11 protein-coding genes are annotated in these 12436 nt (G+C 63.9%); all 11 read right to left on the bottom strand.

Annotated elements, in window-relative coordinates; genetic code table 11:
* Nucleotides 1-189 precede the first annotated feature (189 nt).
* Nucleotides 190-2433, bottom strand: a complete 2244-nt coding sequence (locus tag FGU64_RS15335) for a VWA domain-containing protein (protein WP_139953976.1) — start codon at nt 2431-2433, stop codon at nt 190-192.
* A 5-nt stretch (nt 2434-2438) separates the two neighbouring features.
* Nucleotides 2439-3278 (bottom strand): CbbQ/NirQ/NorQ/GpvN family protein, encoded by an 840-nt coding sequence (locus FGU64_RS15330; RefSeq protein ID WP_139953975.1) that lies wholly within the window; start codon nt 3276-3278, stop codon nt 2439-2441.
* Nucleotides 3279-3360: 82 nt separating this feature from the next.
* Nucleotides 3361-4398 (bottom strand): aliphatic amidase, encoded by a 1038-nt coding sequence (locus tag FGU64_RS15325; RefSeq protein ID WP_139953974.1) that lies wholly within the window; start codon nt 4396-4398, stop codon nt 3361-3363.
* A 33-nt stretch (nt 4399-4431) separates the two neighbouring features.
* Complete coding sequence (urtE, locus tag FGU64_RS15320) at nt 4432-5127, bottom strand: urea ABC transporter ATP-binding subunit UrtE (protein ID WP_139953973.1); 696 nt, start codon at nt 5125-5127, stop codon at nt 4432-4434.
* Nucleotides 5120-5884: an urea ABC transporter ATP-binding protein UrtD gene (gene urtD / locus FGU64_RS15315; RefSeq protein WP_139953972.1), complete on the bottom strand. Its 765-nt coding sequence runs from the start codon at nt 5882-5884 to the stop codon at nt 5120-5122. Before urtD ends, urtE begins: the two co-directional genes overlap by 8 nt.
* Nucleotides 5881-7020 (bottom strand): urea ABC transporter permease subunit UrtC, encoded by a 1140-nt coding sequence (gene urtC, locus FGU64_RS15310; RefSeq protein WP_246671130.1) that lies wholly within the window; start codon nt 7018-7020, stop codon nt 5881-5883. The genes urtD and urtC overlap by 4 nt, the downstream gene beginning before the upstream one ends.
* Nucleotides 7021-7052: 32 nt before the next feature.
* Nucleotides 7053-7922, bottom strand: coding sequence for an urea ABC transporter permease subunit UrtB (urtB, locus tag FGU64_RS15305; RefSeq protein WP_139953970.1), 870 nt, complete (start codon nt 7920-7922; stop codon nt 7053-7055).
* A 69-nt stretch (nt 7923-7991) separates the two neighbouring features.
* Nucleotides 7992-9239: a transporter substrate-binding protein gene (locus FGU64_RS15300; RefSeq protein WP_180375543.1), complete on the bottom strand. Its 1248-nt coding sequence runs from the start codon at nt 9237-9239 to the stop codon at nt 7992-7994.
* Between the two features lie 212 nt (nt 9240-9451).
* Complete coding sequence (locus FGU64_RS15295; protein WP_139953968.1) at nt 9452-10105, bottom strand: ANTAR domain-containing protein; 654 nt, start codon at nt 10103-10105, stop codon at nt 9452-9454.
* Nucleotides 10106-10150: 45 nt separating this feature from the next.
* Nucleotides 10151-11308, bottom strand: a complete 1158-nt coding sequence (locus tag FGU64_RS15290; RefSeq protein ID WP_139953967.1) for a transporter substrate-binding domain-containing protein — start codon at nt 11306-11308, stop codon at nt 10151-10153.
* An 81-nt stretch (nt 11309-11389) separates the two neighbouring features.
* Nucleotides 11390-12406, bottom strand: a complete 1017-nt coding sequence (locus tag FGU64_RS15285; RefSeq protein ID WP_139953966.1) for an alpha/beta fold hydrolase — start codon at nt 12404-12406, stop codon at nt 11390-11392.
* Between the last annotated feature and the right edge of the window lie 30 nt (nt 12407-12436).

Genomic DNA, 12436 nt, shown 5'->3' with positions numbered 1-12436 from the left:
TGTCGCACGATATTCCCGACAATAATCTTCGTGGCAGCGCTCAACTGGAGCGGGATGAACCCGGAAAACCCTTGGGGCTGTGAAACGAGTTCATTACGAATGGGACAAAGACATCGGTCCACGCCTCTGAGGGCAGGCGGGAAGATGCATTGAATCTCATATCGAATTATCTTGAGCAAAGCGGAAAGATCAGCGGCCGAGCGTGAGGTAAAGTCTCGGCAGAAGTTCGGTCAGCCGCTCCACCGTGGCGATGGAGATGGCGTTCTTCTGGCCGAAGATGCGGCCGAGATAGGAATCGGCGGCCGAGTCGAGGCCGACGCAAAAAGTGTCGATGGCGAGCCGGCTGAGGCCCTGCACGGCCTTGCGGGCATCCTCGACGAGATAGCGCCGATCCTCGACATCGATGTCGGACGGTTCGCCGTCGGTGACGACCAGAAGCAGGCGGCGATAGCTGCGTTGCGTGGCGAGGTCGGCGCCGGCATGCCGCATGGCTGCGCCCAGCCGGGTCGAGAAGCCGCTTTGCAGGCCGGCCAGCCTCGATTCCACCAACCCGTCGTATGGCTGGCCGAAATCCTTGATGCGCATGTAGCGCACGTCGTCGCGCTTGTCGGAACAGAAGGCGGCGAGCGCGAAGGGATCGCCGAGGCCCGCCATCGCCTGCGACAGCAGCGCGGCCGCCTGCCGCTCGACGTCGAGCACGGTCTGCCGGCCGTCGCGCACGCGGTCGGCGGTGGATTGCGAGGCGTCGAGCAGCAGGAGCACGGAGAGGTCGCGGCTGCGGCGCTCGTAGCGGCCGTGGATGCGCGGGCTGGGCGGCTCGCCGATGCGGCGCGCGATCGCCGCGTCGATGCAGGCATCGATGTCGAGGAAATCGCCTTCCGATTGCCGGCGCAGGCGCTCGGCGCGGCTGACGCGGGCCGAGCGGATCAATGCCGTCAGCCGGTTGGCGAGGTCGGCACGCTGTTCGCGCAGGCGCGCCACGCGCTCGGCCGGCCCGGAATTGGCGAGATATTCCTTGACCGACGTCCAGTCACGCTGCTCGCGCCCGGTGACGTAGTCGAATTCCGGGTAGCGGGCGACCAGCACGCCATCCATTTCGACCTCCTGGATCTCGACCTGGCCGGATTCGGCGTCCGGTCTGTTCTCAGGCTCGACCCGGTCGGGGCTGTCGTCGTTTTCCTCCTGCCGAATGCGGGCGCTCGACAGCACTTCCTCGGCGTCGGCGTTCTGCTGGTCGTCGTCGCCGAAATCCCACAGGCCGAGATTGTCGTCACGGTAGGGTGGCTGGACGACGTAGGTCTTGGGATCGAACTGAAGCCGCATCTGACCGAGGTCGTTGCCAAGCAGGTTACCGATGCGGCGGCTGAGCTGCTGGTCGCGCAGGTCCGGCTCCGCCAGAAAGGCGGCGCGCGCCTTGACGACCCAGGGGTTCGGGTCTTCGTAGGCCGGATCGGCCAGCGCGCGGGCGAGGCGGGCGAACAGGGTTTGCGCGTTGACGGCGCTGGTCGGCTGCGCGGTGTGGAATGGCTGGAACAGTCGCGCCAATCCGGGCAGGTCCTGCATGGCCAGACGCTCGACGCGGGCGTCCTCGATCAGCGACACGAGCGCGATCTGCATCGGCCGCAGGCTGCCCAGCGCAAAACGCTCGCGCGTGAAGCGCAGATGCGCGCCGATATGGGCGACGGCGGCCCGGTAGAGCCGCTCGGCTTCGGTGCGCTGGAAGCCTGGATAGGCGGAAGGCAGGCGCACGATGCTGCCGTCGAAGCCCGGCCGGCGGCGCGCCTGCTCTGGCGCGTTGGCCGGCGTTTCCCTGAGCGGCGGGTTGTCGCCCCAAAGTGCGGTCAGGAACGGCTTCAGCCTCGCCTCCATATCGGCGAAGCCGGCCTGACCGCTGGTTCGTTGCAGCCAGCGGACGGCGGACGGGTCTTCCATCGTGAAGAAACGCAGGCGCCGCTTGGCGTCGCCTTCGGCCGCGTGGATGCCGATGCGCAGCCAGGCTTCCAGCCCGTCGAGGTCGATCTCCGCCAGGAGTTTCGGCATTGCCTTCAGCAGCGCCGTGAGGGATTCGGGCGCGCCGGTGTTGGCATATTCCATCAGCGCCACCCAGCGGGCGAAGCCGCTTTCGCCGAGCCTGCCCGCGGCATCGAGCGCGGTTTCGGAGAGCAGGGCGGCAGCGGTGCGGCCGGAACGTATGGCCACGCTCGAAACGGTGTCGGCAAGGTCGATCGCCGCCTGCGGGGTCGCCGCGCGGGCGATGTCGGGAGAGGAGCGGATATAAGCGTCGGTAACGGTGTCGCCGTAGCCTGCACCGGCGAGGCGCCGGCAGGCGCGGATCCAGGCCGGGTGCAGGTCGCCCGGAAAAGCCGACGGCGCGCCGCGGTCGAGCGCCTGCTGATGGACGGCGTTGCGCCGGTCTGGCGCATTCTCGTTCATGGCGGTCAGATGCAGGTGGCGACGGCGGCCTTCAGAGCGTCGCGCATGTCGGGGTCGTCGGTGATCGGCAGCACCAGCGCGACCTCGCAGGCTTCCTCGATCGGAATACCGCGCTTCGCCAAGAGGCCAGCATTGATGAGCATGCGGGTGGAGGCGCCCTCCTCCAGACCATGACCTTTCAGGTTGCGAGCGCGCTGGCCGATGCGCACCAGTGTCGTCGCCGTCTTGCGATCGACGCCGGATTCGGTGGCGACGATCTCCGTCTCGATCGCTTCTTCGGGGTAGGAGAAGGCGATCGCCGCGAAGCGCTGCTTGGTCGATTCCTTCAAGTCCTTCAATACGCTCTGGTAGCCGGGATTGTAGGAGATGACGAGATGGAAGTCGGGATGCGCCTTGAGTACCTCGTTCTTCTTCTCCAGCGGGAGGATGCGGCGGTCGTCGGTCAGCGAATGGATGACGACGGTGGTGTCCTGGCGCGCCTCGACGATCTCGTCGAGGTAGCAGATGGCGCCTGAGCGCACGGCGAGCGTCAGCGGCCCGTCGTGCCAGACAGTTCCGTCGGCGTCGAGCAGGTAGCGGCCGACGAGGTCGGAGGCTGTCATGTCCTCGTGGCAGGATACGGTGATGAGCGGGCGCTTCAATCGCCACGCCATGTGCTCGACGAAGCGCGTCTTGCCGCAACCGGTCGGCCCTTTCAGCATGATCGGCATGCGCGAGGCGAAAGCCGCTTCGAACAGGCCGACCTCGTTTGCGACCGGCCGGAAGTAGGGCTCGGACGCAATACGAAAATCATCGAGCCGTTCGCCGCCGGAAACGCCAGCGGCAAAACCCGTTCCTTGGTGCATTTCAGTCTCCAGAATTCACGATGTTTCCGGCGCCGGTACGCCGCGGCCTCCTCGTCGGCCGCGGCGCCAAGGCAGAGCCCACCTAGCGGTGGGCCGCCACCTTGTTGGGAATACCTTCGATCGGCGCTTCCGACGTGCCGACGGTCTGCCGAGTCATCGCCTCGACCTTCTCACGGGTGCCTTCCGGGTCGGTGATCCACTGCTTGTAGAAGTTGTACGGGCAGACCGCATGCCCGCGCGTATCGTCGCCGGAATTGATGAGGCCGGTATAGCCGCGATGCAGAAGCTTGAAGAGGTGATTCTGCGACTGCATGTTGCGGCGGGCGTCGCGCAGCAGCGAGACCGAAAGCTGGCCGTACTGGATGCCGTTTTCCTCCGTGCCGCACTCGCCCAGCGTGCGGCCGTCGAAGCCGATGATGGAGGAGTGGCCGAAGTAGGAATAGACGCCGTCGAAGCCGGCGGCGTTGGCAACCGCGACGTAGACGTTGTTGGCCCAGGCCATCGCCTTGGAGATCAGGATCTGCTGTTCCTTGGCCGGATACATATAGCCTTGGCAGCGGATGATGAGTTCCGCCCCGCGCATGGCGCAGTCGCGCCAGATCTCGGGATAGTTGCCGTCGTCGCAGATGATGAGGCTGATCTTCAGGCCTTTCGGGCCTTCGGTGACATAGGTGCAGTCGCCGGGATACCAGCCCTCGATCGGCACCCAGGGCATGATCTTGCGGTACTTCTGCACAATCTCGCCCTTGTCGTTGATCAGGATCAGCGTGTTGTAGGGCGCCTTGTTGGGATGCTCCTCGTGGCGCTCGCCGGTAAGCGAGAAGACGCCCCAGACGCGCGCCTTCCTGCAGGCGTCGGAGAAAATCTTCGTCTCCTCACCGGGAATGGCCGAGGCCGTCTCGTACATCTCCTTCTGGTCGTACATGATGCCGTGCGTGGAATATTCGGGGAAGATCACCAGATCCATTCCCGGCAGGCCGGCCTTCATGCCCTCGACCATCTTGGCGATGTTGCGGGCGTTGGCGAGCACCTCGTCACGCGTGTGCAGGCGTGGCATCTTGTAGTTGACGACGGCAACGCCAACGGTGTCGTTGCTGCTCGAAATATCGCCGTGATACATGTCATGCTCCTTCTGGGGTTTACCGGTGTCCGTCTAGACAACCAGATGCTGCTGGATCATCTCGTCGCTGAGCTGGCCGATCGGCCCTTCGACCGCGACGCTGCCTCGGTTGAAAATGGCGAAATGCCGCGAGGCGCGGCGGGCGAAGGCGATGTTCTGCTCGACAAGCACGATGGTCAGGCCGTGCTTGCGGTTCAGGTCGATCAGAACGTTTTCGATCTGCTCGACGATATTCGGCTGGATGCCCTCGGTCGGTTCGTCGAGCAGCATGATCTTGGGCTCCGACAGCAGCGCGCGCGCGATGGCGAGCTGCTGCTGCTGGCCGCCTGACAGGTTGCCGCCGCGTCGGTTGAGGAACTCCTTGAGGATGGGGAACAGTTCCAGCACCCACTCGGCGATGCGGCCGCCGCCGCCCTTGGCGGCGAAAGTCCCGACCATCAGGTTCTCGCGGACGGTGAAGGAAGGCAGGATGCCGCGCCCCTGCGGCACGTAGCCGACGCCGGCCAATGCGCGCTTGTGGGTCGGCTGGTCGACCAGTTCCTCGCCGTCGAGGCGGATCGAGCCGGTGGTACGGCTCATCAGGCCGAGCACCGTGCGCAGCAGCGTGGTCTTGCCGACGCCGTTGCGGCCGAGGACGGAAAAGAAGTCGCCTGCCTCGATCTTGAGTGAAACCGATTGCAACGCCCGGCTGCGGCCGTAGAAGCCGTCGACATTGGCAAGCTCAAGCATGGCCGATCCCTCCCGAGCCGAGATAGGCGTCGCGCACGGCCTGGTTGGCTTCGATCTCGGCGATCGTTCCCTCGGCGAGCAGCTTGCCCTGGTGCATGACGGAAATGGTCTGGGCGATGTCGCGCACGAAACCCATATCGTGCTCGACGACGATCAGCGTGTGCTTGCCGCGCAGGCGGCAGAACAGTTCCGCCGTCTTCCTGGTTTCCTGTTGCGTCATCCCGGCGGTCGGCTCGTCCATGAGAACGAGGAGGGGGTTCTGGGCGAGGATCAGCGCGATCTCCAGCCACTGTGTCTGCCCGTGCGACAGGAAGGCGGCCGGCGTTTCCAGCTCATCCTTAAGGCCGACGAGATCCGCCAGCCTTTCAATCTCCTCCTTCTCGCCGCTCTGGCCGAAGGCGAACAGGTTGGCCAGGATTCCCGGCTGACTGGAACGGCCGATATAGAGATTGTCGCGCACGCTGAGTTCGCGAAAGACGCTCGGCACCTGGAACTTGCGGCCGATCCCGGCGCGGGCGATCGAGTGCTCGCTCAAACGGTGGATCGGCTTGTCGCGAAAACGGACCTCGCCGGCTGACAATCTCGTCTTGCCGCAGATGACGTCGAGAGCCGTGGTCTTGCCGGCGCCGTTCGGCCCGATGAGGCAGCGCAGTTCGCCTTGGCCGACGCCCAGCGTCAGGTCGGAGATGGCGATGAAGCCGCCGAACGAGACCTGGGCGCGATCGATCAAGAGTTGCGGTTGCGGGGCCGGGCTCATGACAGGCTCTCCGCGTGACGGGTGTTGGCGACCGCTTCCGTGCGCTGCGGTTGCAGTTGCGGCGGAGATACCGGGATCGCGTGCCGGTGTCCGAACTTGCCGGCGAGTTTTTCGACAGCGCCGGCGATACCCTTGGGCAGGAACAGGACGACAAGGACGAACAGCAGGCCCATGATCAGCGTCCAGCTGTCGAGGAAGGTCTCGGATTCCGACAAGGCGCCCTGCGTGCCGGTGACGACGAGCGCGCCGAGCATGGCGCCCAAAAGGCTCTGCCTGCCGCCGACGGCGACCCAGATGACCACCGAAAGGGAGAGCGGCACGCCGAGAAAGGTCGGCGAGGCGAACTCCATGACGATCGTGTAGAGCATGCCGGCGAGGCCGGCGATCGCGGCCGAGACCGAGAAGATGAAGATCTGGTAGAGCGCCACGTCATAGCCGAAGAAGCGGACGCGGTCCTCCTGATCGCGGATAGCCTGGACGATGAGGCCGGTCTTGCTCTTGGTGACGGCCAAAGCGAGGAACAGCGAAACCGTCAGGCAGATGGCGACGAGATAGTAGCTGGACGAGGAATAGGCGTCGAAAGTGAAGCCAGCGACGTCGAACTGGGCGAGGTCGGTGATGCCGTTGAAGCCGCCCGTATAGGCCTGCTGGTCGATGATGAGGAGCTGCACCACCACCATCGCCGCCAGCGTGGTGATGGCCGCATAGACGCCGGTGACGCGCCCCCTGAACATGAACCAGCCGAGCAGGGCGGCGAACAGTATCGGCACGACGATGCCGGCGGCGACGCCGAAGGTCATGGAATAGAAAGGCTTCCAGAACCAGGGCAGCTCGGGGACGTTGTTCCACACCATGAAGTCGGGCAGGCCGTCGGCGCCGGTGTGGATGGGGATGGTCTTCAGCTTCAGCGCCATCGCCATGCAGTAGGAGCCGAGGCCGAAGGTGGTGGCCTGACCGAGATTGAGGATACCTGCATAGCCCCACGACAGGCTGAGCGAGACGGCGAGGATGCCGAGCACCAGATAGCGGGCGTATTTGTTGAGCAGGAAGGCGTCGTCGAGGACGAGCGGGAGCGCCAGAATCGCCAGGCACACGGCGGCGTAGACGGCGATCTCCAATTTGGTCTTGCCGGACACTTTGTTCTTTCCCTGGATTGGCATGGACGGGCTCACGCACGCACGCGGGCGGTGAAGAGGCCTTGCGGCCGGAAGCGGATGATGACGACGATGGCCAGGAGCACGAGCGCCTTGGCGATGGTGTCGTTGGAATAGAAGGCGAGATAGCCGGAGAGTTCGCCGAGGATGCCGGAGCTTGCCAGCGTGCCCATCAGGCTTTGCGCGCCGCCGAGCACGACGACCATGAAGGCGTCCACGACATACGTGGTGCCCATTTCGGGCGAGACGCTCTTGAGCGGTGAAACCAGCGCGCCGGCAAGGCCAGCGATGCCCGCCCCGTAAGCGAACGTCAGGCGGTAAATGCGGCTGGCGTTGATGCCGAAGGAGGACGCGACCGACCGGCTCTGGGTGATGGCCCTGAGCTTCAGGCCGAAACTGGTGTAGCGATAGATCGCCCAGGTGACGGCGAACAGCGCCAGGGCGACGGCCAGGATGAACAGCCGGTAGGCGGATTCCGTGGCGCCGAAGATGTCGACGCTAGCGGAAAGCGATTCCGGCATCTGCACATAGCGCAGCTCGCCGCCGGCGGTCAGCCGGATCGCCTGCTGGGCCATGACGCCGATGCCCCAGGTGGCCAGGATGGTATCGAGGGGGCGGTCGTAGAGATGGCGGATGACCAGCACTTCGACCAGCCAGCCGACAGCGGCCAGGATGAGAAAGATCGCCACGAGGCTCGGCAGGAGGCCGAGGCCGAGTTCGGTCTGGAGCGCCCAGGCGGCGTAGGCGCCGAGCATGACGAACTCGCCATGCGCGAGGTTGATGACGCCGGTGACGCCGTAGATGATGGCAAGGCCGAGCGAGACGAGCATCAGGATCGAGGCGATGCTCAGTCCGGTCATGATCTGCGAAACGACGATATCCATGGCGCGTGCTTTTCGAAACGGGAGGGGCGTTGGCGGCGATGACCAACCATCGCCGCCGCGCGGACGCGCTCAGGTCTGCTTGAGGCCTTCGGCGGTGCACTTCTGGTTCGGGTAGGCCTTGTAGGGGTCCGGCTCCAGCCAGTTGTCCGACTGCTTGAGGATCTTGAACTGGCCGTCGGGCTGGCACTGGCCGATCTTCGGCCAGAGCCAGGTGTGCTGGTTTTCCGGCTCGATGCGTACCTTGCCCTGCGGTGCGATCATCTCCTGTCCCTTCAGGGCTTCGCGGACACCGAGGGGCGTGATGTCGCTGGCCGCCAGTTTCTCGCATGCCTGCTTGAACAGGTGGATCTGGAAGTAGGACGGCTCGGAGACGAAGTGCGTGACCTTGTCGGCGCCCCAGCGCTTTTTGTAGGCGTCGACGAACTTATGGTTCTCGGGCGAATCCCAGACCATGAAGTAGGGGGCCGAGGTGAAGTGGCCGGCGGCCGCCTCGCCGCCCATGGCCGCCACTTCGTTCTCGGACGTGGTCAGGCTCGCCATCGGCATCGTCTGCGGATCGAGACCGGCCGCGTGATACTGGCGATGCAGCGCCACCACAGAGTCGCCGACGACGGTGGAGAAGATGACGTTCGGCTTTTCCGCCTTCAACTTGTTGATGACGGAGGAGAACTCCGAATGGCCGAGCGGCACGTATTCCTCGGCCACCACTTCGGCGCCGAGTTCGGCCAACAGCTTCTTGCAGTAGTTGTTCTCTTCCTTCGGGTAGATGTAGTTGGAGCCGATCAGGTACCAGCGCTTGCCGAACTTCTCGACCAGCCAGGGGATGAAATCGTCCTGCTGCTGGTTGGGTACGGCACCCGTGTAAACGACGTTCTTCGAACACTCGCGGCCCTCATAGAGGGTCGGGTACCAGAACAGGTTTTCCTGCTTCTCGAACACCGGCAGCACCGCCTTACGGCTGGCCGAGGTGTAAGCACCGAACACCGACACGCATTTGTCGGACATCACCAGCTTGCGCGCCTTTTCGGCGAAGGTGGCGGGGTCCGAGGCCGGGTCTTCCACCACCGCCTCGATCTGCATGCCGTTGATGCCGCCGGCGGCGTTGATCTCCTCGATGGCGAGGATGGTGGCCTTGTTCAGCGATTCCTCAATGATGGCGGTGGTGCCGGTCAGTGAAAACAGCACGCCGACCTTGATCTTGCCATCGGCGGCGCGTGCCAGCGAATAGTTCTTGTTCCAGATATGCGGAAAGCCGACGAGCGTGGCGGTGCCGAGCGCGGCGGTGCCTTTCAGAAAATTGCGACGGTTGTTCTTCACCTTTCTCTCCCCTGAAAATGAAATGGCCCCGAAGCGAGCTGCGCGAGGCAGACCGTTTCGAGGCCACATTGCCGTTTCGATGTCAGCGGCGCCGAGCCGCAGGCGAACCCTGTCGTTCGCAACAAAAAACCCCACGTTTCGCTTGCGCGAAGACCGTGAGGTTCCATTACCCGTATTTCGCTGGCGGCATCGTTGCCGCCAATTCGGAAACGCTAACTCAGAAGATCGTATGAGTCAACGATGGCGCCGGCGACGGCGCCGATCGTCACGCGGCGCTCCATCGCCTGCCGCCGCAGGTAGTTGTAGGCTTCCTCTTCGGTGATGTTCTTGACACGGATCAGCAGCGATTTGGCCCGCTCCACGGAGCGCATGGTGCGCAGGCTTTCGTCCAGTTTCTCGATGCGGCCGCGCAGCCGCCGCTCGTAGAGGAAGTGGCTGCGCGCAAGCGACAGCACGGCTTGCACCGACCGTGTGGTGATCGGGTAGTGGAGAACGCCATGCGCGGCGCAGTTGTGCAGCAGCGTGAGATCCAGCGGCGTCTCGCCCCGATCGACGACGACCAGCGCCGCACCCGGTTCACCCGGTATCCAAGGCAACCTTTGCGGCAAGTCGGCCGACAGCGCGCAGAAAGCGACGTCGCAATGGACGGGAATCTGCGGCGGCATCGGCCATTCGTGATGCACCTGGCAGCGCAGCCGCTGCAGCTCCCGCACAAGGCGCTCGCCATCGTCGTTGCGCTCGACGATGACGGCGACCTTCAGGTCCCACAAGGATTTGACGGAGGAGGGGCCGGAAGCCTGTACGTGCCCGCCGTCCTTGCGCGAAGCCCCCGCGGTCCCGTTTCTGTCGCGGCTGAAACCGTTCATCCCGATCGTCTCTTGCACGATTGTCCTCGCTTGACTGCCGCCGCGCTAACAGAGTTCCATGCTCCGCTGGCCGAGGCTGCGCCCATAGCCGAGCAGATAGGGGTCGGAACGAACGCAACTCGGCGATTCGTACAGCATGTCGAACTGGCCCTTCCTGTTGGCGCGGCCGATGCGGGTCCACAGGTCGGCATGGCCCCAAAGAGGATTGATGGCGACATCGCCCTGCGGCGCCTCGAATTCCGATCCCATCACCGATGCGCGCAGGATCTCGGTGTCGATCGAATTGGTCTGCTCCACCGTCTTGGCGAAGACGTTGACCTGAAAATACGACGCTTCCAGGCACATGTTGGTCGGCTCGTCCTCGCCGTAGCGCTTCTGGTAATGGCGCACGAAAGTCGAGTTGCGCTCGTTGCCGATGCCCTGGAAATAGGGCGCGGCCGTGATATGGCCTTCGCCGACGTCGTGGCCCATAGCGCGGATTTCGGCTTCCGTCGTGGTCAGGCTAGCAATCGGCATCACTTTCGGATTCAGCCCGAGATCGGCATAGGCCTGATAGAGATAGACGGTGGCGTCACCGACGACGGTGGAGAAGATCACGTCAGGCTGTGCCCGCTTGACGTCGCGCATGACAGGCAGGAAGGCGGAACGCGGAGCGCCCATGTTGATATAGGATTCGCCGACCACGGTGCCGCCGCTATTGCGGATTAGCTCGCTCATGATGCGATTGGATTCGCGCGGGTAGATGTAGTTCGAGCCGATGAAGTAGAAACGGGTGCCGAACCGCTCCATCAGCACACGGCACAATTCGACGCTGTTCTGGTTCGGCGTCGCGCCGGTGTAAATGACGTTCGGCGAGAACTCGAACCCCTCGTAGAGCGTCGGATACCACAACAGGCCGTTCAGACGCTCGACGACGGGCACCACCGCCTTGCGGCTGGACGAGGTGTAACAGCCGAAGATGGTGCTGACGCCGTCCTCGACCATGAGCTTCTTGGCGTAGCGCCCGAAGGCACTCGCTTCCGAGGCCGGATCGTAGCAAATGGGCTCGATCGGCCTGCCGTTGATGCCTCCCGAGGCGTTGATTTCCTCTATGGCTGTCAGCGTACCTCTCAACTGCGTTTCCTCGATCACGGCCATGAAGCCCGAGCGGGAAAAGAGGACACCGACGCGCCAAGGTTCGGAGGTATTGCTTGATCTGGTCAATATACACTCCCAAAGTTCCCCAACCGCTTTTCTCTTGTTGGATTGCGGCCGCTTCCATCCTGGGCGCGGCTGCAACCAGGGTCAACTGGCCAGCAACTCCTTGAGTTTGCCGTCCAGGAACTTCACGTCCTGCGGACTGGTGCCCGGACCGCCGGCGAAATGCCCCCATACGGATTCAAAGGGCACCAACTTGGCGTTTGGCATGTTCGCCACCTCGACCTCGCTGTCTTCCGGCGGGAAGTAGAGATCGGTGCGACACGGCATGACGTAGGCCTTCGACTTGATGGCGGCGAGCGCCTTCTTGAAGTCGCCGTTGTAGAGGTCATTGTCGGAGATATCGCCGTACTGCCAGGTCCACAGCATGGCCAACAGATTGTTGGCATCGCGGGCGAGAAAGTGGCCTTCCCAGAACGCCACCAGGAAATCCTCGAGGCTCGAATAGCTCAGGTCCTTGAGGTCGAGTTCCTGGCGGTAGAAGGCCTGCGACAGCCCCCAGCCGGCATAGACGCGCCCGACGGCCCGCAGGCCGCGCGTCGGCCTTTCCTTGTAGAAGCCTTCGGCCCAGACGGCATCGGCGGTGAGGGCGGCCTTGACGCCTTCGAGGAAGACGAAGTTGTGGCGCGAGCATTTGGCGGAACCGCAGAAGGGCACGATGATGTCGATCATGTCGGGATAGAGGGCGCCCCACTGGAACGCCTGCAGGGCGCCCATCGACCAGCCGACCACCATCCTGATCTTCTCGATACCGAATTTTTCGGTCACCAGCCGGTGCTGAGCGCGAACGTTGTCGTAGATGGTGACGTTCGGAAAACGGCCGGCATTGTAGGGCTCGGGCGTGTTCGACGGCGAGGACGACAGGCCGTTGCCGAACATGTTGGGAATGATGATGAAATACTTGTCCGGGTCGAGCGCCATACCTTTGCCGATCAGCCAGTAGTTGTCCTGCTGCTGGCCCGAATACCAGGTCGGATAGACGATGACGTTGTCCTTGGCGGCGTTCAGCTTGCCGAAGGTCTTGTAGGCCAGCTTGGCGTTGCGCAGCGTGGCACCGCGCTGGAAGGAGAAGGCGCCGAGGTCGAAGGTTTCGTAGTCTTCCATATGCATCACTCTCTGTTGGAACGGTGGAGG

The organism is Mesorhizobium sp. 8 (assembly GCF_006351905.1).
Classification (GTDB): Bacteria; Pseudomonadota; Alphaproteobacteria; order Rhizobiales; family Rhizobiaceae; genus Mesorhizobium; species Mesorhizobium composti.
Note: the sequence above shows the minus strand (reverse complement) of the source record. Positions and strands in the feature narration are given on the sequence as shown.

Bases quoted from the DNA above. Each gene is read 5' to 3' on its own strand.
- FGU64_RS15335 (WP_139953976.1), bottom strand. From the start codon at position 2,433: ATGAACGAGAATGCGCCAGACCGGCGCAACGCCGTCCATCAGCAGGCG.
- FGU64_RS15330 (WP_139953975.1), bottom strand. From the start codon at position 3,278: ATGCACCAAGGAACGGGTTTTGCCGCTGGCGTTTCCGGCGGCGAACGG.
- FGU64_RS15325 (WP_139953974.1), bottom strand. From the start codon at position 4,398: ATGTATCACGGCGATATTTCGAGCAGCAACGACACCGTTGGCGTTGCC.
- urtE (WP_139953973.1), bottom strand. From the start codon at position 5,127: ATGCTTGAGCTTGCCAATGTCGACGGCTTCTACGGCCGCAGCCGGGCG.
- urtD (WP_139953972.1), bottom strand. From the start codon at position 5,884: ATGAGCCCGGCCCCGCAACCGCAACTCTTGATCGATCGCGCCCAGGTC.
- urtB (WP_139953970.1), bottom strand. From the start codon at position 7,922: ATGGATATCGTCGTTTCGCAGATCATGACCGGACTGAGCATCGCCTCG.
- FGU64_RS15295 (WP_139953968.1), bottom strand. From the start codon at position 10,105: ATGAACGGTTTCAGCCGCGACAGAAACGGGACCGCGGGGGCTTCGCGC.
- FGU64_RS15285 (WP_139953966.1), bottom strand. From the start codon at position 12,406: ATGGAAGACTACGAAACCTTCGACCTCGGCGCCTTCTCCTTCCAGCGC.